This window comes from Achromobacter mucicolens, from assembly GCF_029866465.1.
Classification (GTDB): Bacteria; Pseudomonadota; Gammaproteobacteria; order Burkholderiales; family Burkholderiaceae_B; genus Achromobacter; species Achromobacter mucicolens.
Window position 1 is genome coordinate 191,816 of the sequence record NZ_CP123364.1, and the last position, 26,109, is coordinate 217,924.

Sequence of the window (26,109 nt, forward strand, 5' to 3'; positions counted from 1 at the left end):
CGAATTGACCATTATATAAGCGCGGTGCGGCAGGAGCCCTGATGGCCCCGGTGGCAAAGGGGACGCCCCGCTTGTTGCGTCCCCAAAAACAATCGGCCCGGCGGACCCCCGAGGGGACGCGCCGGGCCGGGCTGAGCCTGAACGGGTCTTTACTTGTTGCGCTGGTTCAGCGCCTGGATCAGGCCGTCGATGCCGTTCTGGTTGATCTGCTGGGCGAACTGGTTGCGGTAGTTCTCGATCAGCCAGATGCCTTCGACGTTCATGTCGTAGATCTTCCAGCCCTGCGGGGTCTTTTCCAGGCGGTAGTCCACGCCCACCGGCTGGCTGTTGGACTGGCTGATCAGCGTGCGCACGACCACGTCGTCGGCCTTGGGATCGCCGCGGAACGGCAGGCCGGTGATGGTGGTGCTGGACGTGACGCGGGTCAGCGCGCCGCTGTACGTGCGGATCAGCGTGCCGCGAAAAGCCTCGGCCAGCGCCGTTTTCTGCTGGTCGGAGGCCTGGCGCCAGTAGCGGCCGGCGGCCAGGCGCGTCGTCTTCTGGAAGTTGACGTACGGCAGGATGTGCTGGTCGACGACCTGGTTGATGCGGGCGGTGTTGCCGGCCCGGACCGCGCCGTCAGCCTTCAGGACATCCAGGGCCTCGTTGGCGGCAGCCAGCACGAATTGTTCGGGCGGGCCGTTGGGATCCGGCTTGGCTTGTGCGGCCGACGCGGCCGTGGCGGCGGACAAGCCCAGCAGGCCCGCGAACATCAGCCGCTGCAACAGGGAGGGAACGGAAAATCGCATCAAATCTCCTTCAGTACCGAAAGCGCAATCCGACAGCTTACTTGTTCGCGGGTTGCGGTGCAGGCACGGGGGCCGGCGCGGGTGCGGCGGGGGCGTCGTCGCCGTCGTCTTCGTAGTTGGGCAGCGAGCCTTCGTCATCCACGCGATGGCCCAGGACCATGGCGGCGCGGCGTTGCAGGAAGGCGTCGCGCACGAAGCTGTACGGGTCCAGCGCCACGCGGTCGATGGTGTCGGTGGTGTCGAGCAGGTTGGCGCGCGTATCGACGATGCGCAGGCCCCACAGCGAATTGCGCAGGCGGACGTTGTCGATCGAGTCCACGCCCATGTAGCCGTAGGTGGTGCCGTACAGGTCGCCGACCAGGCCGACGCCGTCACGGACGCTGGAGGCGCCGAAGAACGGCAGCACCAGGTACGGACCCTGGCTGAAGCCCCAGACGCCGAGCGTCGTGCCGAAATCGTTGGGGATCTTGCGCGCGCCATTGGCCGAGGCGACGTCAAAGCAGCCGCCCACGCCCATGGTCGTGTTGAACAGGAAGCGGCCCAGCGTGTTCACGAAGTCGTGGCCGCGGCCCTGCAGGAAGCTGTTGGTGCCGGACCACAGGTCGCCGACGTTGCTGAAGATGTTGTGGATGCAGCTGCGCACGGGCTGCGGCGTCACGAACGTGTAGGCCTGCGCGACCGGCTTGAACACCGCGCGGTCGACCGTGTCGTTGAATTGGTAGACACCGCGGTTGAAGCCTTCCCAGGGGTCGCGCGGATCCGGATTCTTGGGTGCGGCGCAGCCGGCCATCAGCGCGCCCGCCGCTGCGACGGTGGCAATTCGGGAAATAGCTTTCTTATTCATGATCCGGGTATCCCTATCAACATTCTTTTGTTATCGCGACCGCGAGACGCAGCGTAGTAACGGCTTGTTTGTGCCGGGCCTTTAATCCTGCGCCTTGGGAGCGCCTTCCGGCGCGGCGGTCGTGCCCTGCTTTTCCGCCGACCCGTACAGGAATTGGCTGATCAGCTGCTCCAGGACCACGGCGCTTTGTGTATAGCGGATTTTTCCGCCGTCGGTAAAGTTATCTTCCTCGCTTCCGGCGGTCAGGCCCAGGTATTGCTCGCCCAGGAGGCCCGAGGTCAGGATGGCGGCCGACGAGTCCTTGGGGAACTGGTATGCCGTTTCCAGATCGACCGAAACGATGGCCTGGAAGGTCTTGTCGTCGAAGGAAATGTTCGTGACCCGGCCCACCACCACGCCGGCGCTCTTGACCGGCGCGCGCACCTTGAGGCCGCCTACGTTATCGAAGTTGGCGGTCACGGTATAGGTCGGGGCAAAGGAAAAGGTGCTCAAGTTGCCGGCGCGCAACGCCAGGAATCCAAGCGCGATCGCGCCGAGCAATACAAACAGGCCTACCCAGAAGTCGGTTTTTTCGCGTGACATGATCGATCCGTATCAATTTCCAAACATCAAGGCGGTGAGCAGGAAGTCCAGCCCCAGCACCGCCAGCGAGCCCACGACCACGGTGCGCGTGGTGGCGCGGGCAACGCCTTCGGGGGTGGGCTTGGCCTGCCAGCCTTCGTAGAGCGCCACCAGCGTCACCGTGACGCCGAAGACGACGCTCTTGATGACGCCGTTGGCGACGTCTTTCCATACATCGACGCCGTTCTGCATCTGCGACCAGAAGGCGCCGGCGTCCACGCCGATGAGCAGCACGCCCACGACCCAGCCGCCCAGGATGCCCACCATGGAGAACACCGCGGCCAGGATGGGCATGGCGATGATGCCGCCCCACAGGCGCGGCACGAGCACCCGGCGTATCGGGTCCACGGCCATGACTTCCATGGCCGACAGTTGTTCACCCGCTTTCATCAGGCCGATCTCGGCCGTGAGCGAGGTGCCGGCGCGGCCCGCAAAGAGCAGCGCGGTGACCACCGGCCCCAGCTCGCGCACCAGCGACAGGGCCACCAGCAGGCCCAGGGCCTCTTCGGAGCCGTAGCGGTTCAGCGTGTAGTAGCCCTGCAGGCCCAGCACGAAGCCCACGAACATGCCGGAGACGGCAATGATCAGGAGCGAATAATTGCCGATGAAGTGGACCTGCTGCGACACCAGGCGCGGGCGGGACAGCGCGATGCCGCTGCGCGCCAGCATGGCGCCGAAGAACCGGGTGAAATAGCCGATGCCGACGACGTGGGAACGCACCCATTGGCCCAGCACGGCGATGGCGTTGTTGGATCCGCTCATGCTTTGCGCCCTTTCTGTTGCGACAGCCACTTCTGGAAGGCGGGAGTTTCGGGATATTGGAATGCAACCGGGCCGTCCGGCTGGCCTTTCAGGAATTGCTGGACGTAGGGGTCCGGCGAGGCCGCGAGCATCTGCGGCGTGCCGGAGGCGGCGAGCTGGCCGCGGCCCACCAGGTAGACCTGGTCTGCAATGGCAAAGGATTCCTGCACGTCGTGGGTGATCAGCACCGAGGCGCAACCCAGGCGGTCGGCAAGGCTGCGGATCAGGCGGGCGGTGATGCCCAGCGAGATCGGGTCCAGCCCCGCGAAGGGTTCGTCGTACAGGATGAGCTCGGGTTCCAGGACCACGGCGCGGGCCAGCGCCACGCGCCGGGCCATGCCGCCCGAGATTTCCGAGACCTTCAGGTGCGCGGCGGCGCGCAGGCCCACGGCATCCAGCTTGTCGAGCACACGGTCGGTGAGTTCGGCCTCGGGCAGGCGCGTGTGCTCGCGCAGGGGAAAGGCCACGTTCTCGAACACGTTCAGGTCGGTGAACAGCGCGCCCTGCTGGAACAGCACGCCCATGCGCTTGCGCAGGGCTTGCACTTCCGAGCGGGAGGCGGCGCCGATATCCTGGCCGAACGCCAGGACGCGGCCCTGCTGGGCGGTGATCTGGCCGGTGGCCGCGCGCAGCAGCGTGGTCTTGCCGGAGCCCGACCCACCCATGACTGCCACCACCTGGCCCGCCCGGACGTCCATGGAAATATCGCGCAAGACGGTGAAATCACCGTAGCCAAGCGCCACACCTTCCAGGCGCAGGGCGAATTCCGGGGTGCTGCTGGTTTGAGCGGACATGGGCAACGAAAGGGAGTTTCGGCGGCGGAGCTTGCCGTGCTGTCCTGCCGGCAAGCGGGCCGGAGAACCTGGCCGGCGCGGGCAAGACAGGCTGCGTCGGGAAGCGCCCTGTTACTCAGATGCCGGGGACGAGCTCAAGCGTCGGCTCCCGGCGGCGAGGCGCCATTGTAGCCCGACGCTGTGCAATCACAATCGGACCGGCCGCACGTGGAACAGTGTTTTCAATTCCACGGACAATCCGGCGGGCGGCTGGCTGCCATCTTCCTGGGCGCCACGGGTGTCTGACACCCCTGAAACGCCAGCCCAGCGCAAACGCCTCTGACCCGGGTGTCAGACACCCTTTTTTAACGGCCCCGCCTTGTTCCTTCAGCGACGTGCACGCGCCGCCGCGGTTTCCCGGGCCAGACGCTGGATCAAATCCGCCGTCGATTCCCGCCGCGCCAGCGGCGCACCCTGGCCGGCCCACAGGGACAGGACGTTGATGTTGCCGCTCTTGCCGCCTGCCGTGCGCATCGGGCGCGTCAGCGCGTTCTGCAGCGGATACGGCAGGATGTCGCCGCCGATGGCGTCCGCGTCCCGCATGAAGGCGTTGGCGATGCCCCGCGCGGGGCGGCCGGAAAAGGCGCGGGTGACCCGGGACTGTTCAGCGCGGGAGGCGGGCAGGACGGCCTTGTAGGCCTCGCTGATGCCGGACTCGTCCGTCGTGAGAAAGGCCGTCCCCATTTGAACCAGGCCGGCGCCCAGCGCAATGGCGGCCGCGATGCCGCGCCCGTCCATGATGCCGCCCGACGCAATGACCGGCACCGAGACGGCGTCGGCCACCTGAGGCACCAGGGCCATCGTGCCGATCAGGGACGCCTCGAAGGCATCCATGAAGGTGCCGCGGTGGCCGCCGGCCTCGGCGCCTTGCGCCACGATGGCGTCCACGCCGTCCTGCTCCAGCGTCTGGGCCTCGCGCACCGTGGTGGCCGTCCCCACGGTCAGGATGCCCAGCTCGCGGCAGCGCGCCACCGCCTCGGCCGGCAGGCGGCCGAAGGTGAAGCTCAGGACGGCGGGACGGATCTGCAGGATGGCCTCGAGCTGGCCCGCCAGCGGGTCGGTCTGCGGACCGGGCGCCTCGGGGGCGGGCAGGCCCAGTTGCTCGTGGTAGCGGGCCATCAGGGCCAGCATCGCGTCCGCATTGCCCGTCATGGGTTGCTGCGGCACGGATGCGAACAGATTGATGGCGAACGGGCGGTCCGTGCGCGCACGGATCGCCGCGGCCGCCGCGTCGATCTGTTCGGGCGTCATGTAAGCCGCCCCAAGCGATCCCAGGGCGCCCGCCTTCGATGCCTCGGCCACCAGTTCCACCGTGGTGGCACCGCCCGCCATGGGCGCCTGGATGATGGGATGGTCCAGCTTGAGCAGTTCAATCAGAGGGGAAGCCATGGGAAAACTCCTGGGAGGTTATTGAAGCTGGATGTTTCCAGCCTTGATGACGTGCGCCCATTTTTCGCTTTCGCTCTTGATGAACGCGGCGAATTCCTCGGGCGTGCCGCCGCCGGCCTGGCTGCCGGTGTCGGCGATGGCCTTTTGCACATCCGGTTCCTTCAGGATGCGGTTGAACTCGGCGTTCAGCTTGGCGATGATCGGCGCGGGCGTGCCGGCCGGCGCGACGATGCCCTGCCAGTTGTAGGACTCGAAGCCCGGCAGGCCCGATTCGGCCATGGTGGGCACGTCGGGCAGCACGGCCAGGCGCTTGGCGGACGTGACGGCGATCGGGTGGATCTTGTTGCCCTGGATGGCGGGCAGCGCGGAGTAGCCCATTTCGAACATCATCGAGATGTGGCCGCCCATCAGGTCGGTCGCGGCCAGGCTGCCGCCCTTGTAGGGCACGTGGATGATGTCGATCTTGGCCTGCTCGCGGAACATCTCGCCCGACAGGTGGTGCGCGCCACCCACGCCGGACGAACCGAAAGTCAGCTTGCCCGGCTGCTTCTTGGCCAGCGCGATCAGGTCGGCCAGCGTCTTGACCGGCAGTTCGTTGTTCACGCTCAGGACCAGGGGGCTGTTCTCGATCAGGATGATCGGCGCCAAGTCCTTTTGCGGGTTGTAGGGCATTTCCTTCATCAGGGACGGGTTGACCGCCATCGGGGCCAGGTTGCCCGTGCCGATCGTGTAGCCGTCCGGCGCCGCCTTGGCGATGAGGTTGGTGCCAACCACGCCACCGGCGCCCGCCTTGTTCTCGACCACGACGGGCTGGCCCAGCGACTCGCCAAGCTTGCGCGCCAGGAGGCGCACGCGCGTGTCGGCAAACCCGCCGGGGGCATAGGGGACGATCATGGTCACCGGCTTGGCGGGCCATTCGGCGGTCTGGGCCTGGGCGGCGCCGCCAAAGGCGGCGGTGGCGGCCAGGGCGGCAATCAGGGGGCGTAGTGCTTTCATGCTGGGGACTCCTCTTTTCCTGCTTTTTAATTGCTGTGTGATTGGCCCGAGGGGCCGATGGCATTATGCCCAGCGCCATTGCCCTCTGTCGTGACTTTTCCCAGCCCCCAGGCCGACAGCGCCAGCAGCGCCGCGCTGGCAGCCAACACCTGCGGCAATCCGGCGCCCCAGCGCGCCGCCCACGAGGCCAGCAGCGGGCCCAGGATCTGCCCGGCAGCGAACGCCGCCGTCATGATGGCCGCCGCCCGTGGCCCCGCCGCGCCCGACCGGCGGCGCGCGGTCAACATGCCCGCCTGCGTGATCACCATGAAGGTGCCGCCCACCAGCAGCGCCGCCAGAATCACGGCGGCAATGTGGTGCCACAGCGCCACGGCCAGCATGCCGGCCGCCATCAGCGCCTGCGCGCCGCGCCACACTTGCCGGTCGTCACGGCCCCGCGCCAGCCGGGGTACCAGCAGGCAGGACAGCGCCGCAGCCATCCCGAAAATCGGCCACGCCCACCCGAAGATCGCCGGATTGGGAAAGAGCTCCTTGGCCATGGCGGGCAGGAAGGTCGCGGGGATGATGTAACCCACCCCGAAAACGCCGTAGTGCAGCGACAGCACGGCAATGCCCTGCGGCAGCCGCGCCGGTGGCGCGCCGGCGCCCGTCTGGCGGACCGGGGGCGATTGCCGGGTGAGGCCAGTCCCCGCCGCCGCGGACAGCGCCAGCGCCAGGACGCCCAGCGCGGACCAGGTCAGGTCGGCGCCCGCGCCCCAGCCCATCAGGGCCAGGCAGGCCAGCCCCGTGAGCGCGATGCCCGCGCCCACGCCGGCATACGTCACCGCGGATACCGAGGCCTCGCGCGCGTCGCCGGCGGGAACCGGCCGCCACGCCACCACGCAGATGAAGGCGCTGGCACTGGCATAGCCCGCGGCCAGCCGCAGCGCCGACCAGCCGGCCACGTTGTTCACAAGCGGCATGGCAAGCGTCAGGGCGGCCACCGCGGCCAGGCTGGCCGCCAGCGTGGCGCGCAACCGGCGCACGGGCCAGACGATGGCCGCCAGCGCGCCCAGCAGGTAGCCCGCGTAATTGGCCGACGCCATCCAGCCGCCCTGCGCGAGCGACAGACCAGACTCCTGCGCCATCAACGGCCACACCGGCGTGAAGGCAAAGCGTCCGATGCCCATGGCGGCCGCCAGCGCAAGGGCCGCGGGCCACGCCAGACGGGTGGCGCTGGCCGAGGGGTCGAGGGAAGGGTAAGCAGGCGTTGACATGGCCCAACTCTACGGCTGTACTAATATCTTGAATAGTGAATTATTAAGAACGTGAGTTCCCAAAATGAGAAACTTGGATCTCGACGCGTTGCAGATCTTCAAGACGGTTGCCGACCAGGGCGGGGTGGCGCGCGCCGCCGCGCACCTGAACCGTGTCCAGTCCAACGTCTCGACGCGCCTGAAGCAGTTGGAGACGTCGCTGGGAACGCCGCTCTTTCGGCGGCAGAACCGCCGCCTGGTGCTGTCGGATCAGGGCCGGGTGCTGCTTTCTTATGCGGACCGGCTGCTGCGCCTGTCCGACGAGGCGCAATCGGCCGTCCGGGAAGGCGCCCTGCAAGGCGTGCTGCGCATCGGCACCATGGAAAGCACGGCGGCCGCCCGCCTGCCGCCCATCCTGGCGGCCTATCACGAGGCTTGGCCCAAGGTGCGCATCGAACTGGTCACCGGCACGTCGGGCGCGCTGGCCGCAAAGGTGCGCAATTACGAGATCGAGGCTGCGTTCGTGGCGCAGCCCTTTCCCGCGGACGGCCTGGCGGCGATGGATGCGTTCAAGGAGGAATTGGCGCTGATCTCGCCGCTGGCCTGGGCGCCTATCGGCAGCGCGAAAGATCTGGTCAACCGCAGCGTCATCGCGTTTGCGGCGGGCTGCTCGTACCGGCGGATCCTGGAGTCGTGGTTGAACCAGGAAGGCATTGCGCCGGACAAGGTGATGGAGTTTGCGTCGTATCACGCCATCGTGGCGTGTGTGGCCGCGGGGACCGGCGTGGCGATCGTGCCGCGGTCGGTGCTGGCGGTGCTGGGGGCGGAGCATTCGGTGCGCGTGGGGGGGCTGTCGGGTCCCCACGGGCAGGCGCTGACCCAGCTTGTCTGGCGTGCCGATGACGACACGCCGGCGTTGCAGGCCCTGCGGAGCCGGCTGCAGGCGCCGCAGGATTGACCGATGCGCGCGAGGCCGCGCGCATCGTCAGGGGCCGCGATCAGAAGCGGTAGCCGACGCCCAGCGTGGCCACCCACGGATCGATCCGGGCGGTGCCGACACGTTCGCCGTCCAGCGTCACCTTGGACTTGATGTCGATGTAGCGGATGTCGGCGTTCATGAACCAGCGGTCGTTGATCTTGACGTCCGCGCCCAATTGCGCGGCCACGCCCCAGGAATCGCCCAGCTTCAGGTTCGAGCCCTTCAGCGCGCCTTCGCCCTTGGTGTCGAAGAAGTGCGTGTAGTTGATGCCCACGCCGATGTACGGCTGGATCATGCTGTCGGGCAGGATGTGCCATTGCAGGCTGAGGGTGGGGGGCAGTTGCTTGGTGGAGCCGATCTTGCCCAGGTTGCTGCCGTTGACGTCATGCTGGAAGGGCCAGGCGCCCAGCAGTTCGATGCCGATGTTGCGGGTGGCCATGTAGGCCAGGGTGAAGCTGGGGCGCACGTTGTTGCTCACATCCAGCTTGACGCTGCCGTCGAGCACCGAGCCATTGTTTTGCGAGGGGCGGACTTGCGTCACGCCCACGCGGAACAGCACATCGCCCGCTTCGTGGGCATGGGCGGGGGCGGCAAATGCGCCGGCAGCGATCAAACCGGCAATGGCGGTGGCGCGGATACGCCCGTTCAGCGAAAACATTTTCTTCTCCGATCTTTCCGTGTGGGGTGAGCCGACAGGTTCTCAGACCGCCCTGTCCCCCAACTTGACGTGTGTCAAATCGTGAAAAGACCGCTTTCAGAAAGTGGTTATGCCGCAACAGGAATGTGTGATTTCGCCGCCCAAAACAAACGCCGCCGCCGCGCAAGGCGACCGGCGGCGTTGATAGGTCGTGTTGCGATCAACGCGGCAGATCGCTGCTTCCCATGAGGTAGGCGTCGACCGAACGCGCGCATTGGCGGCCTTCGCGGATGGCCCAGACGACGAGCGACTGGCCGCGGCGCATGTCGCCGGCGGTGAAGACCTTTTCGACGCTGGTGCGGTAGTCGTCGGTGTTGGCGCGCACATTGCCGCGGCCGTCGCGATCCACGCCAAACGCGTCCAGCACGTTCTGCACCGGCGACACGAAGCCCATGGCCAGCAGCACCAGGTCGGCCTTGATCTCGAATTCCGAGCCCTCGACCTCGCGCATCTTCATCTGGCCGGTGGCGTCGTCCTTGAACCATTCGACGCGCGCGCCGACCAGTTTTTCGACCTTGCCGTTGGCGCCCTTGAGCAGCTTGGTGGTCACCGACCAGTCGCGCTCGCAGCCTTCCTCGTGCGAGGACGACGTGCGCATCTTCAGCGGCCAGTACGGCCACGTCATGGCCTTGTTCTCGGACTCTGGCGGCTGGGGCATCAGTTCGAACTGCGTGACCGACGCCGCGCCGTGGCGGTTGCTGGTGCCGACGCAGTCGGAACCCGTGTCGCCGCCGCCGATCACCACCACATGCTTGCCCTTGGCCAGCGTCTGGTTGGTGAGGCGGTCGCCCGCCACGGCCTTGTTCTGCTGGCGCAGGAAATCCATGGCGAAGTACACGCCTTCCAGCTCACGGCCAGGCACCGGCAGGTCGCGCGGCGTCTCGGAGCCGCCGCTCATCACCACGGCGTCAAATTCGGCCATCAGCGATTGCGGCGTGCGCACGGTCAGGCCATCGGCCACGGGATCCTTCGGGTTGCCGACGTAGGTCGACGGCGCAAATTCCACGCCCTCGGCTTCCATCTGCGAGATGCGGCGGTCGATCTGGTGCTTTTCCAGCTTGAAGTCGGGGATGCCGTAGCGCAGCAGGCCGCCAATGCGGTCGCTCTTTTCGAACAGCGTCACCGAGTGGCCCGCGCGCGCCAGTTGCTGCGCGCACGCCATGCCGGCCGGGCCCGAGCCCACGACGGCGACCTTCTTGCCCGTCTTGCGCGCCGGCACTTGCGGCGCCACCCAGCCTTCGGCCCAGCCCTTGTCGATGATCGCGTGCTCGATGGACTTGATGCCCACCGCGTCGCTGTTGATGTTCAAGGTACAGGCGGCTTCGCAGGGCGCCGGGCAGATGCGGCCCGTGAACTCCGGGAAGTTGTTGGTGGAGTGCAGGACGTCCAGCGCGCGGCGCCAGTCCTGCTTGTACACCAGGTCATTCCAGTCCGGGATGATGTTGTTGACCGGGCAGCCGTTGTTGCAGAACGGGATGCCGCAGTCCATGCAGCGCGCCGCCTGCTGCTTGGCCTGGTCGTCGGTCAGGTGCAGCACGAATTCGCGCCAGTTCTTCAGCCGCTTCTGCGGGGCCTCGGAGGCCTCCTGCAGGCGCTGGTATTCCATAAAGCCAGTGATCTTTCCCATGGTATCCCTCACGCAGCCATTTGTTGCGGGTTGGCTGCACGCCACATTTCACCCAATGCGCGGCGGTAGTCCGTCGGCATGATCTTCACGAATTTGCCGCGCGAGGCTTCCCAGTCGCCCAGGATCTCGCGAGCACGGTAGCTGCCGGTGTAGCGGAAGTGGTCTTCCACCAGGCGGCGCAGGATGGTCTCGTCCGTCTCGCGTTCGCCGCCGCGCTGCGCGCTGTGCCAGATGTCGATGTTGTTCAGCGACTGCTGCTCGGCGTGCGGCACGACCGATTCCAGCTCCACCATCGACAGGTTCACGCGGTGCTTGAGCGTGCGGTCCGGATCCCAGACGTACGCCACGCCGCCGGACATGCCCGCCGCGAAGTTGCGGCCGGTGGAACCCAGCACCACGACGGTGCCGCCAGTCATGTATTCGCAGCCGTGGTCGCCGGTGCCTTCCACCACGGTGGCAGCGCCGGAGTTGCGCACGGCAAAGCGTTCGCCCGCCACGCCGTTGAAGAACGCTTCACCGGCCAGCGCGCCGTACAGCACGGTATTGCCAGCGATGATGTGGTCGGGACCGAAGCCGCGGAAGTCGTTGGGCGAGCGCACGATGATGCGGCCGCCGGACAAACCCTTGCCCACGTAGTCGTTGCCTTCGCCCACCAGGTCCATCGTGATGCCGTGCGCCAGGAACGCGCCAAAGCTTTGGCCGGCGGTGCCGTTGCACTGGATGTGGATGGTGTCGTCGGGCAGGCCCTCATGGCCGTAGCGCGAGGCCACGGCGCCCGACAGCATGGCGCCGATCGTGCGGTTGCGGTTGCGCACCGGCACGATGAACGAGACCTTCTCGCCCCGCTCCAGCGCCGGCTTGCTGCGCTCGATCAGCAGGTGATCCAGCGCGCCCGCCAGGCCGTGATCCTGCTCTTCGGTCTGGTGCACTTCGGCGTCGGACTGGGTCTGGTGGAACACGCGGGTGAAGTCCAGCCCTTGCGCCTTCCAGTGCTCCACGCCCGAACGCATGTCCAGCAGATCGGCGCGGCCGATCAGGTCGTCGAACTTGCGGATGCCCAGCTGGGCCATGATTTCGCGCACTTCCTCGGCGATGAAGAAGAAGAAGTTCACGACGTGCTCGGGCTTGCCCTGGAACTTCTTGCGCAGCGCCGGATCCTGAGTGGCCACGCCCACCGGGCAGGTGTTCAGGTGGCACTTGCGCATCATGATGCAGCCTTCGACGACCAGCGGCGCGGTCGCGAAGCCGAATTCGTCGGCGCCCAGCAGCGCGCCGATGACGACGTCGCGGCCGGTCTTCATCTGGCCGTCGGCCTGCACGCGGATACGGCTGCGCAGGCGGTTCAGCACCAGCGTCTGCTGCGTTTCGGCCAGGCCCAGTTCCCAGGGCGTGCCCACGTGCTTGATGGACGACACCGGCGAGGCGCCCGTGCCGCCGTCATGGCCGGCGATCACGACGTGGTCGGCCTTGGCCTTGGCCACGCCCGCGGCCACCGTGCCCACGCCGACTTCGGACACCAGCTTGACCGAGATCGAGGACTTGGAATTGACGTTCTTCAGGTCGTGGATCAGCTGCGCCAGATCTTCGATCGAGTAGATGTCATGGTGCGGCGGGGGCGAGATCAGGCCCACGCCCGGCACGGAATAACGCAGCTTGGCGATGTATTCCGACACCTTGTGGCCAGGCAGCTGGCCGCCTTCGCCGGGCTTGGCGCCCTGCGCCATCTTGATCTGGATCTGGTCGGCGGACGACAGGTACTCGGCGGTCACGCCGAAACGGCCCGAGGCCACCTGCTTGATCTTCGAACGCAGCGAGTCGCCCTTCTTCAGTTCGACGTCGGCTTCGATGCGGTCCGTGCCCAGCACCGAGGCCAGCGTGTCGCCGTCCTTGATGGTGCTCTTGCCTTCGCGCATTTCGGCGCGGTAGCGCAGTTCGTCCTCGCCGCCTTCGCCGGTGTTGGACTTGCCGCCGATGCGGTTCATGGCCACGGCCAGCACCGAGTGCGCTTCGGTCGAGATCGACCCCAGCGACATGGCGCCGGTGGCAAAGCGCTTGACGATTTCCTTGGCCGGCTCGACGTCGTCCAGCGGGATGGCGCGCGACGGATCAAAGCGGAATTCGAACAGGCCGCGCAGCGTCATGTGACGGCGGCTCTGGTCGTTGATGATCTGCGCGTACTCCTTGTACGTGCGGTAGTTGTTGGCGCGCGAGGCGTGCTGCAACTTGGCGATCGAATCCGGCGTCCACATGTGCTCTTCGCCGCGGACGCGATAGGCGTATTCGCCGCCGGCGTCCAGGTCATTGGCAAGCACGGGGTCGGCGCTGAAGGCGGCGCGGTGCTGGCGCAGCGCTTCCTCGGCAACCTGGAAGATGCCGATGCCTTCGATGTTGGAGGCGGTGCCGGTGAAGTACTTGTTCACGAGGGCGCTTTGCAGGCCCACGGCTTCGAAGATCTGCGCGCCGGTGTAGGACATGTACGTGGAAATGCCCATCTTGGACATGACCTTGTTCAGGCCCTTGCCCAGCGCCTTGATGTAGTTCTTCACGGCCTTTTCGGGGTCATTCATCTTGCCCAGCGATTCGAGCGCCAGGTAGGGGTGAATGGCTTCGGCGCCGTAGCCGCCCAGCAGCGCGAAGTGGTGCACTTCGCGGGCCGAGCCGGTCTCGACGACCAGGCCCGTGTTGGTGCGCAGGCCGGCGCGGATCAGGTGCTGGTGCACGGCCGACGTAGCCAGCAGCGCGGGGATGGCCACGCGCTCGCTGTCGACCAGGCGGTCCGACACGATCAGGATGTTGTAGCCGCTGCGCACCGCATCGACGGCGCGCGCGCACAGGGCTGCCACGCGGGCTTCGATGCCTTCGGGGCCCCAGGCGGCGGGATAGGTGATGTCCAGTTCGAAGCTGCGGAATTTCTTGCCCGTGACCTGGTCGATGTCGCGAATCTGCGCCATCGCGGCAAAGTCCAGCACCGGTTGCGACACTTCCAGGCGCAGCGGCGGATTGACGTTGTTGATGTCCAGCAGGTTCGGCTTCGGACCGATGAAGGACACCAGCGACATCACCAGCTGTTCGCGGATGGGGTCGATCGGCGGGTTCGTGACTTGCGCAAACAACTGGCGGAAGTAGTTGTAGAACGGCTTGGCGCGGTCCGACAGCACGGCCAGCGGAGCATCGTTGCCCATCGAGCCGATCACTTCCTCGCCGGTCGAGGCCATCGGTTCCAGGATGAACTTGTAGTCTTCCTGGGTCCAGCCAAACGCCTGCTGGCGGTCCAGCAGCGACACGGCCGATTGCGTGGCCACGGCCACCTGGCGCGGCGCGGGCAGCGATTCCAGCTTGATCTGCAGGCGTTCGATCCACTGGCGGTACGGACGGCTGTTGGCCAGCTGCAGCTTGATTTCCGCGTCGTCGATGATGCGGCCCTGTTCCAGGTCGATCAGGAACATCTTGCCCGGCTGCAGGCGCCACTTCTTGACGATGCGGTTTTCGGGGATCGACAGCGTGCCGGCTTCCGAGGCCAGGATGACCATGTCGTCATCGGTGACCAGATAGCGGGCGGGACGCAGGCCGTTGCGGTCCAGCGTGGCGCCGATCTGGCGGCCATCGGTGAACGCGACCGCGGCCGGGCCGTCCCACGGCTCCATCATGGCGGCGTGATATTCGTAGAAAGCACGGCGGCTTTCGTCCATCTGCGTGTGCTGTTCCCAGGCTTCCGGGATCATCATCATCATGGCGTGGGCCAGCGAATAACCCGAATTGACCAGCAGTTCCAGGCAGTTGTCGAACGTCGCGGTGTCCGACTGGCCTTCGTAGACGATGGGGTAGAGCTTCTTCAGGTCGTCGCCCAGCACGGCCGACTGCATCATGCCTTCGCGGGCGCGCAGCCAGTTGAAGTTGCCCTTGACCGTGTTGATTTCGCCGTTGTGGGCAATCATGCGGTACGGGTGGGCCAGGGGCCAGGCAGGGAACGTGTTGGTCGAGAAACGCTGGTGAACCAGCGCCAGCGCGGACACCGTGCGGGTGTCGGCCAGGTCGCGGTAGTAGCGGCCAACCTGATCGGCCAGCAGCAGGCCCTTGTAGACCACGGTGCGCACCGAGGCCGAGGGCACGAAGTATTCCTTGCCGTGCGCCAGGTGCATGTTCTGGATGGCGTGGCTGGCGGTCTTGCGGATCACGTACAGCTTGCGTTCCAGCGCGTCGGGCACCATCACATCGGCGCCGCGGCCGATGAAGAGCTGGCGGATCACGGGTTCGCAGTCGCGCACGGTGGGCGACATGGGCATGTCAACGTCCACCGGCACGTCGCGCCAACCCAGCACGACCTGGCCCTCGGCGCGGACCGAGCGCTCCAGCTCCTGTTCGCAGGCCAGGCGCGAAGCCGTTTCCTTGGGCAGGAACACCATCGCCACGCCGTACTCGCCGGGCGGGGGCAGAATGATGCCTTGCTGGCTGAGCTCGTCGCGATACAGCGTGTCGGGGATCTGAATAAGGATGCCCGCGCCGTCGCCCATGAGCTTGTCGGCCCCGACCGCGCCGCGGTGATCCAGGTTTTCCAGGATCTTCAGACCCTGCTGGATGATCGCGTGGCTTTTCTTGCCCTTGATATGGGCCACGAAGCCGACGCCGCAGGCGTCATGTTCGTTCTTCGGGTTGTACAGGCCCTGGGCCGAAGGCAGACCGATGCGGCTGGCATCGATGGGGATCGCCTTGGAGGTGGGACAGGATTCGGTCGGGGTAATTTGGGGCATGGCGCGCTCCGCAGTGGGCCTGCGTCGTAATGTTGCAGTGCAGGAGACGGACAATACCCCCGACATGAGTAGGGTGCAATAAGAACAAACGGGGTGTGACCCTATTTAAATAGGCGCTCCATCATAGTGCATTAATATAGGGACACAACAACGAGCGCGCCATTATTGGGCTTGCCAGCGGGGTCTCTTCATGAGGAATGACAGAGACCAGGGAAACGGGCCATTTTGCAGTTATGTGTCCCCGTTTAAAAGGAAGATTTTCCTGGTCCCCGATCGACGCGAGGTGTGGCGAAACTGCACCGATCCCGCCCGCCACGCGCAGTCATGCGGACGCGATGCTGCGGAACGCGCTCACGCCGCAGGGGAAGCCGCAGGGTTCCAGCGCAGGACGCCCGGGCAAACAAAACCCGCCGTGCAGGCGGGTCGAAGGATCAGGAATTGGTGGCCGGCGGTGTGGATGTCGACGGCGCTGGCGGGCTGGATTCGTTATCCGCGGCTGCGGCCGCAGGTTTCTTGCGGGGCCGACCCCGCTGGCCGGGCGCCACGCGCCGGCTCGCGGTGTGGGCCAGGCTGGCGATGAAGCTCGCGCCGCCCAACGCCCATTGACCGGAAACGGCTTGGTCGATGCGCTGGGTTTCCTCGCGCGACAGGCCATCCTGAAGCCGCTTGCGGTAGTTGGCCTGACGGTCAAACGGCGTGTTGCCGCAGGCCCAGTAATCGGCGTGATCGGATTGCCATTGCGCGGGGGCGGCGCTGGTGTTGCCGGTATGGCTGGACGCGGACGACCACGGCCACGAATCGGGATCCTGCGAGGCCCCGCTGCGAACCGGATACGTCTCCAGCCAGACCAGCGAAGGCAGCACCCACGCGCCGGGTTCCAGCAAGGCAGATCGGTAACGGCCCGCGAACACCCGGCCGCCACGCAGCCGCGCCGCCAGATTGCGGCCGAGCGTCTGCATCAAGCGGGGCAGGCCTTCTTCGTCGGCGGGCGTGGCCAGGAGCAGGATGCGGTCGTTGGCCAGCAGCCAGCCGTGCACCGACACCCGGTGTCGCTGGGCCGATTCGCCCAGCCAGGTGGCGAGCTGATTCAGGATGTCGGCGGGCGCAGGTTGCGATGGCGCCGCCAACGGCTGAATAAAGTTGGCCTGCACCAGTTGGGGCAGCCCAGGGGCGTACAGACGGGGCAGTCGGGCCATAGTGTCAGGGCTTGCGTATCAGGAAGAACGGGTTGTCTTCACTCACGGTATATAAATAGTGCCACGGTGGGCGCTGGTCAAGTCCCGTGACCACAATCTGAGCGCGGAATCGTATTTTTTTGTGGCGGGCGCTCATTGAGGGGCAGGTTAACATTCGGCGACGGAACGTCGCACCGTGGATTCCCCTAACGCCGACGATTTTTCCGATCTCCAACCTCTTTTCCCGGAGCAAGCCATGGCCGCGTCCCTCGAACTCATCTCGCAGCATCGGTGCTTCGGCGGCACGCAGCGCTATTACCGCCACGCCTCCACGGAAATCGGGCTGCCCATGCGGTTCTCCGTCTATGTGCCGCCGCAGGCCGAGCAGGGTCCGGTGCCGGTGCTGTTCTACCTGGCGGGCCTGACCTGCACCGAAGAGACCTTCATGATCAAGGCGGGCGCGCAGCGGCTGGCCGCCGAACTGGGCGTCATGCTGGTTGCGCCCGACACGAGCCCGCGCGGCGCAGGCGTGCCCGGCGAAGACGAAAGCTGGGACCTGGGCACCGGCGCCGGCTTTTATGTGGATGCCACCACGCCCGCGTGGCGCGACCATTACCGCATGTACAGCTATGTCACCCAGGAGCTGCACGGCATCGTCACCGGCGGCGCTCTGCCGGGCGACGCGTCGCGCACCGGCATCTTCGGCCACTCCATGGGCGGTCACGGCGCGCTGGTGCTGGCGCTGCGCAACCCCCGCAAGTTCCGTTCGGTCTCGGCATTCGCGCCGATCGCCGCGCCCAGTCAGTGCCCGTGGGGCAAGAAGGCGTTCGGCGCCTATCTGGGCGCCGACGAGGCGGACTGGGCGGCCTATGACGCCTCCGCGCTGATGCGCGGCCTGCAGCAGCCTTTCCCCGGGGGCATCCTCATCGACCAAGGCGACGCGGACCAATTCCTGGCCGAGCAGTTGTATCCCGAGGTGTTCGAGGCGGCATGCGCGGCCGCAGGGCAGCCGCTGACCCTGCGCCGCCAGCCCGGCTACGACCACGGCTACTACTTCATCTCGACGTTCATCGAGGATCACATCCGGTTTCACGTCGAGCGGCTTGGAAAACCGGGCGCCTGACGCCCGCTTCTATACTGGCGGACCTGCCGCGGCGGGTGGCGGCTTCCTGCGCCCGCCGCGCTGCAGCCTGCGGCGGCTTGAATAGGAACGTCTGATTTGATCAACGGAATCGCTCCCTTCGCCTGGATCCTGCTGGGCGCCGTCATCGTCCTCTTGCCGGGCTTGGTCATGTTGCTGGGCCGCGGCGGGCCGCGAGACGAACGCGGTCGTCGCATGTTCCAGTTCCGGCCGGTGCGCCGCACGTGCGGCCTGCTGCTGGTGTGCCTGGGATGCGTGACCGGTTTGCTTGCCCTGTCGCTGGTGCAGTTCGTGCGCCTGACCACCGACGAGCCGGTGGCCAGCATCGACGTCCGCCAACAGGCCGAGGGCCAGTTCCAGGTCAATGCCAGCGCGCCCGCCATCGGCTCAAAGCAATATGTTCTATATGGCGACCAGTGGCAGATCGACGCCCGGGTCGTCCGCTGGAGACTGCCCGCGCTGATGGCCGGCGTGCCGCCGCTGTACCGGCTAGAGCGCCTGTCCGGACGCTACAGCGATGCCGCCCGCGAGGCCACCGCCACGCGCTCGGTGCATTCGCTGGACGATTGGCCCGCGCCGGACCTCGGATCCCTGAAAAAAAGTTTTCCGAACTGGTTCCCCTTTGTCGATGTCCAATTTGGCAGCGGCGCGTACATGCCGCTGTTTGACGGGGCCCGCTATCAGGTCTTCATGGATCCGCGCGGCGCGCTCTTCATCCGTCCGGACGGTCAGGCCACCGCCGAAGGGCTGAAGCGCCTGGGCTGGTAACGCCATTACACTGGGCGGCCCGAATAAATGGGGACGCGTCATCAGAATGAAACTTTGACGCGTCGCAACAGTCGAATTAGCACTCCTATTACTTGAGTGCTAACATCGAATTCATGTCGTTATCTCTTCGCCATCCGGAGACCCCCGCTATGAAACAACCCAGTACCTCGTTGACCGCTTCCGGCAACGCTCTGGCGTTGGCCATTGCCAATCCGGGCGCTCTCGGCACGATCGACGCCTATATCTCCGCGGTCAACCGCCTGCCGGTGCTCTCCGCGGATCGCGAAACGGAACTCGGCCGCCGCCTGCGTGACCAGGAAGATCTGGGCGCCGCTCGCGAGCTGATTCTGTCGCACCTGCGCCTTGTGGTGTCCGTGGCCCGGCAATACCTGGGTTATGGCCTGCCCCACGCCGACCTCATCCAGGAAGGCAACGTCGGCCTGATGAAGGCCGTCAAGCGTTTTGACCCCGAGCGCGGCGTGCGCCTGGTGTCCTTCGCCGTTCACTGGATCAAGGCCGAAATCCACGAATACATCATCCGCAACTGGCGGTTGGTCAAGGTGGCCACGACCAAGGCGCAGCGCAAACTGTTCTTCAACCTGCGCAGCATGCGTCCGGACGGCCAGACCCTGGATCCGGAACAGGTCGACCACATTGCTCGCGAGCTGAACGTTCGCCACGAAGACGTGAGCGAAATGGAAGTCCGGATGTCCGGCCGCGACATGTCTCTGGAAAACCAGGACGACGACGACGACAGCTACGCGCCGATCGCCTACCTGTCCGACGAAGGCCGCCAGGAGCCCACGCGCGTGCTGGAACGCGCCGCGCGCGATCAGCTGCAAAGCGCCGGCCTGACCGGTGCGCTCGATGCGCTGGATCCGCGCTCGCGCCGCATCGTTGAAGCCCGCTGGCTGCAGGACGACGGCGGCGCCACGCTGCACGAGCTTGCGCAAGAGTTCGGCGTGTCGGCCGAACGCATCCGCCAGATCGAAGCGGCGGCGCTGAAAAAGATGCGCGGCAACCTCGCCTCGTGAGGTTGCCAGACCCCGTAGCCGCGCCCGTCGCTGCATCCAAGTCAAAGGCCGCAAGTTGCGGCCTTTTTTCTTTGGCCGCGCGCGGTGGGCGGCCAATAAATTGATACAAATTCGGGGTTAAATTTTCCGGGTTCGCAGAAACTTAATGGGGAAGGCGCCGCCTAACTTCATGTAGACCGCGAACTTCGGTTAGCAGTCTTGTCATCCGTCTCGGCTTCTCCTCTTTCCCCTCCCCTATGAGACGGATGCTTGCGGGGCACCTAGCATATCGGTGCCCCGTTTTTTATGCACGCTCGGAACGCAAGCGCTGCAAGAAATCATGCGGCCCGTGCGCTGTCCGGCGCCGCCAGCGCCGTGTGCCATAGCGCGTCCTGCACGCGGCGCACGCCGGTCGCCATCGACCCGTCCTGATAGAGCTTGATCCACCGGTAGCCCGGCGCCATGTTGTCGACGATGTGCTTGCCGTCTCGGATGCTGAATTGAAAGCACGTCGAAGGCGTGGCCAGCATGCGCAGGTTGTGGCGGCGGCGGTCGAACTCGTGGTGCACATGGCCCCAGAGCAGCACGCGCACCTGGGCAAATCGCGCCAGCAGCTTGAAGAGCGCCTGGGGGTTGTCGATCATCATCGAGTCATGCCAGTGGCTGTCGATCTGCATCGGGTTATGGTGCATCGCCACCAGCGTGTGGCGATCGGGCGCCTGCGCCAGCGCCGCTTCCAGCATGTCCAGTTCGCTGTTGCATAGATGGCCCGCGTTCGAGCCGGGCACCGTGGTGTCCAGCGCAACGATGCGCCATGCGCCCACGTCTGTCACGGGCATGGACCAGTCGGAGAGTTCCTGGCGCAGAACGGACGGTTGATCGTGATTGCCGGGCAGGCAGCGGATGGTCGCGCGTTCCAGCGCGGCCGATTCGGACAGGATGCGCGCGAAACGCCGGTAGCCTGCGGCTTCGCCGTCCTGCGACAGGTCGCCCGTGGCGAGCAGCAGGTCGGGATGCTTGCCGTCGGCTTCGATCTGGCGCAGCACGGCGCGCAGGCTTGCGTCGGTATTGACGCCCAGCATCGACGTTTCGGGTTCGCCGAAAAGATGGCTATCGGTCAACTGGACGAGCATCGCGGGCGCGTCGTGGCGCCGGGTCAAGGTGTGGATGCGTGCCACGTGCCGCTCCTGCAAAAGTTCGCGTGATGCCACATTACCCAAAAAACATGGCGCGGCACGTTTCGCAAGCGTCCATTGGGGTAACGAAACGTGCATTCTCCCCGATTCCCGCCACGCCCCGGCCGCGAGCGCCGGAAAAAAGCCGCTATTCTTGTGAAACTTTCCACAAGCACTACGATCGGGACGCGGCGCTACCCATGGATGTTGGTTTTCTCGTATTTGGTCTTGCGGGCCTGCTCACGCTGGTCTGCTTCATGCCGCCCCTGGCCGGCCGCGTCAAGCTGCCCTATTCGGTGCTGCTCGCCATCGTCGGCTGTCTGCTCGGGATCGTCATTCACGTGCACGGCTGGGCGCCCGCCTGGATCGGTGACTTTCTCGATTCGCTGGAGCGCTTCGAGATCTCGTCAGAGACCTTCCTGATGGTGTTCCTGCCGGTGCTGCTGTTTGAGACGGCGCTGTCGATGAACGTGCGCCGGCTGATGGACGACATCGGGCCGATCCTGATGATGGCCATCGTGGCCGTGGTTGTCTGCACGGTCGTGGTGGGGGTGACGCTGGATGCCATCTCGCCCTATGGGCTAGTCGTTTGCCTGCTGCTGGGCGCCATCGTGGCGACGACGGATCCGGTGGCAGTGGTCGGGATCTTTCGCGAAGTGGGCGCGCCCAAGCGGCTGACGACGCTGGTCGAGGGCGAAAGCCTGTTCAACGACGCGGCGTCCATTGCCCTGTATTCCGTGCTGCTGGCCGTGCTTAGCGGCAAAGGCGAACTGTCCGTCAGCGGCATCTTCAATGACTTCATCGTGCACTTCATCGGCGGCGGCGTGGCCGGGTTTGCGATGGGGCGCCTGGCCTGCTTTCTGTTCGCCTGGCTGCGCGGCTTTCCCACGGCCGAGATCACCCTGACGCTGACGCTGGCCTATCTGTCCTTCTTCATCTCCGAGCATTACCTGAACGTGTCGGGCGTGGTCGCCACCGTGATCGCGGGCCTGGTGGTCGGGTCCACCGGCCGCACCCGCATGTCGCCGACCACCTTCGAACACCTGGCCAGCGCCTGGGAGCAGTTTGGTTTCTGGGCCAACTCCCTCATCTTCCTGTTCGCGGCCATGCTGATCCCGAAGCTGATGGCGGCGGCCGATTGGCAGGAACTGGTGCTGGTGGGTGTGGTGTTCGTGGTGACGCTGGTCGCGCGGGCAATCGTGGTGTTCGGGCTGCTGCCGCTGCTTGGCCTGACCCGGCTGGGCACCAAGGTCAGCAATCCGTACAAGGTGGTGATGCTGTGGGGCGGATTGCGCGGCGCCGTGTCGCTGGCGCTGGCGCTGGCGGTGACCGAGCAGATGGGCGTGCCCGAAGAGGCGCGCCAGTTCATCGCCGTGGCCACCACGGGCTTTGTGCTGATGACCCTGTTCGTCAACGGCATCAGCCTGCGGCCGCTGATTCGCATGCTGGGGCTGAACCAGCTGTCGCCGGTCGAGCGCACCATCCGCAATCAGGTGCTGGCCGTGGCGCTGGAAGATCTGCAGGGCAAGACCGAGGAAGTGGCCAAGGCCGAGCACATCGGCAACGAAGTCCGCGACCGTATCCGCGCCGTGTTCGACGCCAGCCTGGCCAGCGTGCACGACGGCCGGGTCAGCCAGATGACGGACGAGCAGCGCGTGTCAGTGGGACTGGCCATGGTTGCCCAGCGCGAAGAGGAAATGTTCTTCGATATCCTGAAGGCGCAGATCGTGGACTGGCGCATGGCCGAAACCCTGCTGGCGCGGGCTGAACGGCTGGAAGACGCGATCCGGCTGGGCGGCGTCGAAGGCTTCGAGCGCGCCATTGCCGCCGATGTCCGCTATTCGACGGGTTTCCGGCTGGCATTGCGGCTGCATTACCTGTTCGGCTTTCAGGGCTGGCTGGCGCGCGAGCTTGGCCAGCGCTTTGCCAACCTGATGAGCAAGCGCTCGGTCGCGCAGCGCCTGATCGCCTTTGCGCGCGAGCAGATCACGCCGCTGCTTGGCGAAGAGGCCACGCAGCGCATCGTGTCGCTGCACCAGCGCCGTCTGGATCTGATCGAAAACGCCCTGCAGGCGCTGAACCTGCAATATCCGTCGTACGCCCAATGGCTGCAGGAAAGTTATCTGGGCCGCGTGGCCCGCGAGCTCGAACGCATCCGCTATCGCGACATGCTTGAGCAATTCCTGATCAGCGGCGAAGTCTATGCGGACCTGACCGAGCAATTGAAAAGCCGCTGGGCGCACATCGACAAGCACCCGCCGCTGGACATTGAAATGAGCGCGGCAGAACTGATCAAGCGCGTGCCGCTGTTCGAAGGGCTGTCGCCCGATTCGCTGCGCGCCATCAGCAAGTTGCTCAAGCCCCGCCTGGCGCTGCCCGATCAGCGGGTCCTGACGAAGGGGCGGCATGGCGAGGAAATGTGCTTCGTGGCGTCGGGCGCCGTGGCGGTTCATCTGCCCGACAACACCATGATCGAACTGGGCAGCGGCGAATTCTTCGGCGAGCTGGGTCTCTTGGGCGAAGTGCAGCTTACGCCGGACGTGACCTCGCTGGGCTACAGCAAGCTGCTGATGCTGTCGTCGCGCGACTTCCACGCCCTGCTCGACCGCGACGAAAACCTGCGCGAACGCATTCAGGTCGTGGCCAAGCAGCGCTTGCGCGCGATTGAGGTGTGGAAACAGTTTTCGCAGCAGTCTGCGGCCGCGGCCGCCGCGCCGGCGCCCGTGCCGCCGCCCAGCTCGGCGCAGGCGGCCGAGGCCGCGGAAGCGGCTGGCGCGGGCAGTCCGGCCCAAGCCGAAGATCTGCAAGCGGCCCGCGAACTGCGCGGTGAATCATCGGGTGCCGATGGCGCCGCGGCGGGGGGCGTGCTGGGAACGCCGGAACCCGCGCCGCGCTAGGCGCGCCCCGCTAGGCGCCCCGCCCAATCCCGTGTCCTAGCTTCTGCGCCGTATCAGGCCCGCCCAGCCTAGCTCGGCTCGGCTCGGCTCGGCCCAGCTCAGCCCCGGGCGGGCGCCTGATCAGATCGTGATCTCGCCCGCGGCCTGGCGCCGCATGATGTCCTCGACCAGCACCAATGCCGCTTCCAGCGTGAACTCGCCCTCGGCGACATGGTGCAGGGCCGTGGCGACGTCGATGGTGGCAATCTCCATGACCTCGCCGTCGCGGTTGGCGGGACGGACGTCCGGCGCCAGGATGCACGTGCTGGTCAGCACGTCTTCGACCTGATAGCCCTCGGGCAGCCGGCGGTGGATGCGCAGGATCGTGCGCAGCGGCGTGCGGCGCGCGAGATCGGGTTCGTCCAGGCCGGCCTCTTCGCCGCATTCGCGCACCAGCGCCAGTTCCAGGTCTTCGCCCCTGCCGGCCAGCCCGCCAACTAGCGTGTCCCACATACCGGGATCGGTGGATTTGCTGAGAGAACGCCGCGCGACCCATAGCTTGCCGTCAGGCGTCCAGGCGTTTAGGTGCACGGCTTTGGTCAACAGGCCCAGCGGCCGCACGGCGGCGCGTTCGATCACGCCGAGCGTCTCGTCGCCATCCAATACGTCCAGCAGTTCGTCGCGCCAGCCGCGCAGGCAGTTGGCTTGGCGCAACAGTTCCGCGGCCTGTTCCAGCGCCGCGTCCAGCGCATTGCCCGGCGCCAGGCCCTCGCCGATGCGCAATGCCGTGCCGTCGGACTGTGTTTCGGGCGCGTCGCGCAGCGCGTCGCAGGCCGCGTGCGTGGCCCAGCCGCAGCGTCGCCCCGCTATATATAGAGCGCGCGCGCCTTCGGGGGCGGGCTCTTGCGCGCGGGCGCACAGGGCGGCATACAGATCGGACAGCGGCTTTTGCATCGTGGCGCCATGGTGATGAGGTTGCGGGCGATTTTAAGCCACCCTGTTTACGGCTCGCGGTCAAGGGGGCGCGCCCAAGTGGGGGCGGGCCGCATGAATTCAAGAGCACTAAATTACATCTGTTTGCGCGTCCGCTATAATCCGCCAGTTTCTTTGTGATTTCGAGAGGGAACGACAGGGCCGCTCTATCTCCCTGCATCGCCCTGCCATCTAATAATTGCGTGTTGCCCGTATTCCGGTGACTTCCGCCACCAGCAAATGGGCCTTCGCGCCGTATTTCGAGGTAAGCATGAAGAAGTGGAGAGGGATACTGGGGGCTTGTGCGATGCTGATTGGCGGCGTGGCCGGTGCCCAGGTGCAAAACATGCCCGGCGGTCCGAAGGTCAATCAGCTGAACCTGCATGAAGGCGTCACCGCGATTTCGCGCGACATCATGTGGCTGCATTGGTTGCTGCTCACGATCTGTATTGTGATTTTCATCGGCGTCTTTGGAGTGATGTTCTACTCCATCTGGGCGCACCGGAAGTCCCGCGGCCACAAGGCGGCGACCTTCCACGAACATCTGGGTGTCGAAGTCGCCTGGACTGTCATTCCCTTCATCATCGTCATCGCCATGGCGCTGCCGGCCACCAAGACGGTCGTCGCCATGAAAGACACTTCCAGCGCCGACCTGACCGTCAAGGTCACCGGCTATCAATGGAAGTGGGGCTACGAATACCTCGACGGCTCTGCCGCCGGCATCAAGTTCCTCTCCACGCTTTCCACGCCGCGCGCCCAGATCGAGAACCGCGAGCCCAAGGGCGAGTTCTATCTGATGGAAGTGGACAACCATCTGGTCGTTCCCGCCAACAAGAAGATCCGCATCGTCCTCACGGCGGCCGACGTCATCCACTCGTGGATGATTCCGGACTTCGGCGTGAAGCAGGACGCGATCCCCGGGTTCCTCCGCGACACCTGGTTCAACGCCGAAAAGCCTGGCATCTATCGTGGCCAGTGCGCGGAATTGTGCGGCAAGGACCACGCCTTCATGCCCATCGTCGTGGAAGTCCTGGCGCAAGCCGACTACGATAAGTGGGTTGAAGACCAAAAGAAGAAGATGGCGGCAAACGCCGACGATCCCAATAAAGAGTGGACGGAAGCCGAACTGGTTGCCCGCGGCGAAAAGGTTTTCGCGGCAAATTGCGTGGCCTGCCACCAGGCCAACGGCAAGGGCATTCCCGGTTCCTTCCCGCCGCTCGACGGAGACAAGGTTGTTCTGGGCCCCAAGGGGGAGCAGATCAACACCGTGCTGAAGGGCAAGCCCGGCACCGCCATGGCGGCGTTCGGCGGGCAGCTCAACGATGTCGAGATCGCAGCGGTCATCAGCTATACGCGCCATGCCTGGAGCAATGCCGGCAAGGGGCAGGACCCGACGGTTCTACCGAAGGACATCACGCCCGCGCGCTGATT

20 protein-coding genes are annotated in these 26,109 nt (G+C 65.9%); 6 read left to right on the forward strand and 14 right to left on the reverse strand.

The features are described from left to right. Positions 1–149 precede the first annotated feature (149 nt). From QEP15_RS00915 to QEP15_RS00950, 8 genes are all read right to left on the reverse strand, one after another. Positions 150–788 carry an MlaC/ttg2D family ABC transporter substrate-binding protein gene (locus tag QEP15_RS00915; protein WP_056320376.1) on the reverse strand — a complete coding sequence of 213 codons (639 nt, stop codon included), beginning with the start codon at positions 786–788 and terminating at the stop codon, positions 150–152. Between the two features lie 37 nt (positions 789–825). Further along, positions 826–1,632, reverse strand: a complete 807-nt coding sequence (locus QEP15_RS00920) for an MlaA family lipoprotein (protein WP_056320374.1) — start codon at positions 1,630–1,632, stop codon at positions 826–828. 81 nt (positions 1,633–1,713) lie between these two features. After that, the gene (gene mlaD / locus QEP15_RS00925) at positions 1,714–2,214 is read right to left on the reverse strand and encodes an outer membrane lipid asymmetry maintenance protein MlaD (RefSeq protein ID WP_056320371.1); all 501 of its coding nucleotides are present in this window, start codon (positions 2,212–2,214) and stop codon (positions 1,714–1,716) included. 12 nt (positions 2,215–2,226) lie between these two features. Beyond that, positions 2,227–3,015, reverse strand: coding sequence for a lipid asymmetry maintenance ABC transporter permease subunit MlaE (gene mlaE / locus QEP15_RS00930; protein WP_280148315.1), 789 nt, complete (start codon positions 3,013–3,015; stop codon positions 2,227–2,229). Further along, positions 3,012–3,848, reverse strand: a complete 837-nt coding sequence (locus QEP15_RS00935) for an ABC transporter ATP-binding protein (RefSeq protein WP_280148316.1) — start codon at positions 3,846–3,848, stop codon at positions 3,012–3,014. Before QEP15_RS00935 ends, mlaE begins: the two co-directional genes overlap by 4 nt. A gap of 366 nt (positions 3,849–4,214) precedes the next feature. Continuing rightward, positions 4,215–5,276, reverse strand: a complete 1,062-nt coding sequence (locus QEP15_RS00940; protein WP_152383141.1) for an NAD(P)H-dependent flavin oxidoreductase — start codon at positions 5,274–5,276, stop codon at positions 4,215–4,217. A gap of 18 nt (positions 5,277–5,294) precedes the next feature. Further along, entirely contained in the window at positions 5,295–6,272 is a 978-nt protein-coding gene (locus tag QEP15_RS00945) for a Bug family tripartite tricarboxylate transporter substrate binding protein (protein ID WP_062840186.1), read from the reverse strand. Between the two features lie 26 nt (positions 6,273–6,298). Then, entirely contained in the window at positions 6,299–7,528 is a 1,230-nt protein-coding gene (locus tag QEP15_RS00950; RefSeq protein WP_279989871.1) for a YbfB/YjiJ family MFS transporter, read from the reverse strand. Between the two features lie 64 nt (positions 7,529–7,592). Here QEP15_RS00950 and QEP15_RS00955 point away from each other — a divergent pair, with 64 nt between their 5' ends. After that, on the forward strand, positions 7,593–8,465 hold the full coding sequence (locus QEP15_RS00955) for a LysR family transcriptional regulator (protein WP_175156366.1): 873 nt from the start codon (positions 7,593–7,595) through the stop codon (positions 8,463–8,465). A 40-nt stretch (positions 8,466–8,505) separates the two neighbouring features. Here the strand turns inward: QEP15_RS00955 and QEP15_RS00960 are convergent, their stop codons facing one another. The 4 genes from QEP15_RS00960 to QEP15_RS00975 all read right to left on the reverse strand — a co-directional run bounded on the left by QEP15_RS00960 (position 8,506) and on the right by QEP15_RS00975 (position 16,754). Further along, positions 8,506–9,144: an OmpW/AlkL family protein gene (locus QEP15_RS00960; protein ID WP_062840189.1), complete on the reverse strand. Its 639-nt coding sequence runs from the start codon at positions 9,142–9,144 to the stop codon at positions 8,506–8,508. A 199-nt stretch (positions 9,145–9,343) separates the two neighbouring features. After that, positions 9,344–10,810: a glutamate synthase subunit beta gene (locus tag QEP15_RS00965; protein WP_056320351.1), complete on the reverse strand. Its 1,467-nt coding sequence runs from the start codon at positions 10,808–10,810 to the stop codon at positions 9,344–9,346. A gap of 8 nt (positions 10,811–10,818) precedes the next feature. After that, positions 10,819–15,558 carry a glutamate synthase-related protein gene (locus QEP15_RS00970; RefSeq protein ID WP_063954053.1) on the reverse strand — a complete coding sequence of 1,580 codons (4,740 nt, stop codon included), beginning with the start codon at positions 15,556–15,558 and terminating at the stop codon, positions 10,819–10,821. A gap of 431 nt (positions 15,559–15,989) precedes the next feature. Next, positions 15,990–16,754 (reverse strand): hypothetical protein, encoded by a 765-nt coding sequence (locus QEP15_RS00975; protein WP_056320346.1) that lies wholly within the window; start codon positions 16,752–16,754, stop codon positions 15,990–15,992. Between the two features lie 235 nt (positions 16,755–16,989). On the opposite strand from QEP15_RS00975, the gene fghA reads away from it, so the two are divergent. From fghA to rpoH, 3 genes are all read left to right on the forward strand, one after another. After that, complete coding sequence (fghA, locus tag QEP15_RS00980; RefSeq protein ID WP_280148317.1) at positions 16,990–17,856, forward strand: S-formylglutathione hydrolase; 867 nt, start codon at positions 16,990–16,992, stop codon at positions 17,854–17,856. Positions 17,857–17,952: 96 nt separating this feature from the next. After that, positions 17,953–18,642: a hypothetical protein gene (locus tag QEP15_RS00985; protein ID WP_062840193.1), complete on the forward strand. Its 690-nt coding sequence runs from the start codon at positions 17,953–17,955 to the stop codon at positions 18,640–18,642. Between the two features lie 149 nt (positions 18,643–18,791). Beyond that, positions 18,792–19,676 (forward strand): RNA polymerase sigma factor RpoH, encoded by an 885-nt coding sequence (rpoH, locus tag QEP15_RS00990; protein WP_062840194.1) that lies wholly within the window; start codon positions 18,792–18,794, stop codon positions 19,674–19,676. Positions 19,677–19,993: 317 nt separating this feature from the next. Here the strand turns inward: rpoH and cpdA are convergent, their stop codons facing one another. After that, complete coding sequence (gene cpdA / locus QEP15_RS00995; protein WP_483069190.1) at positions 19,994–20,788, reverse strand: 3',5'-cyclic-AMP phosphodiesterase; 795 nt, start codon at positions 20,786–20,788, stop codon at positions 19,994–19,996. Between the two features lie 242 nt (positions 20,789–21,030). On the opposite strand from cpdA, the gene QEP15_RS01000 reads away from it, so the two are divergent. Then, positions 21,031–23,727: a cation:proton antiporter gene (locus QEP15_RS01000; RefSeq protein ID WP_280148318.1), complete on the forward strand. Its 2,697-nt coding sequence runs from the start codon at positions 21,031–21,033 to the stop codon at positions 23,725–23,727. A 120-nt stretch (positions 23,728–23,847) separates the two neighbouring features. On the opposite strand, the gene QEP15_RS01005 is transcribed toward QEP15_RS01000, so the two are convergent. Continuing rightward, positions 23,848–24,660, reverse strand: coding sequence for an NUDIX hydrolase (locus tag QEP15_RS01005; protein ID WP_217618137.1), 813 nt, complete (start codon positions 24,658–24,660; stop codon positions 23,848–23,850). 289 nt (positions 24,661–24,949) lie between these two features. Here QEP15_RS01005 and coxB point away from each other — a divergent pair, with 289 nt between their 5' ends. Next, on the forward strand, positions 24,950–26,107 hold the full coding sequence (gene coxB / locus QEP15_RS01010; protein ID WP_056320329.1) for a cytochrome c oxidase subunit II: 1,158 nt from the start codon (positions 24,950–24,952) through the stop codon (positions 26,105–26,107). The last annotated feature ends 2 nt before the right edge of the window (positions 26,108–26,109 follow it).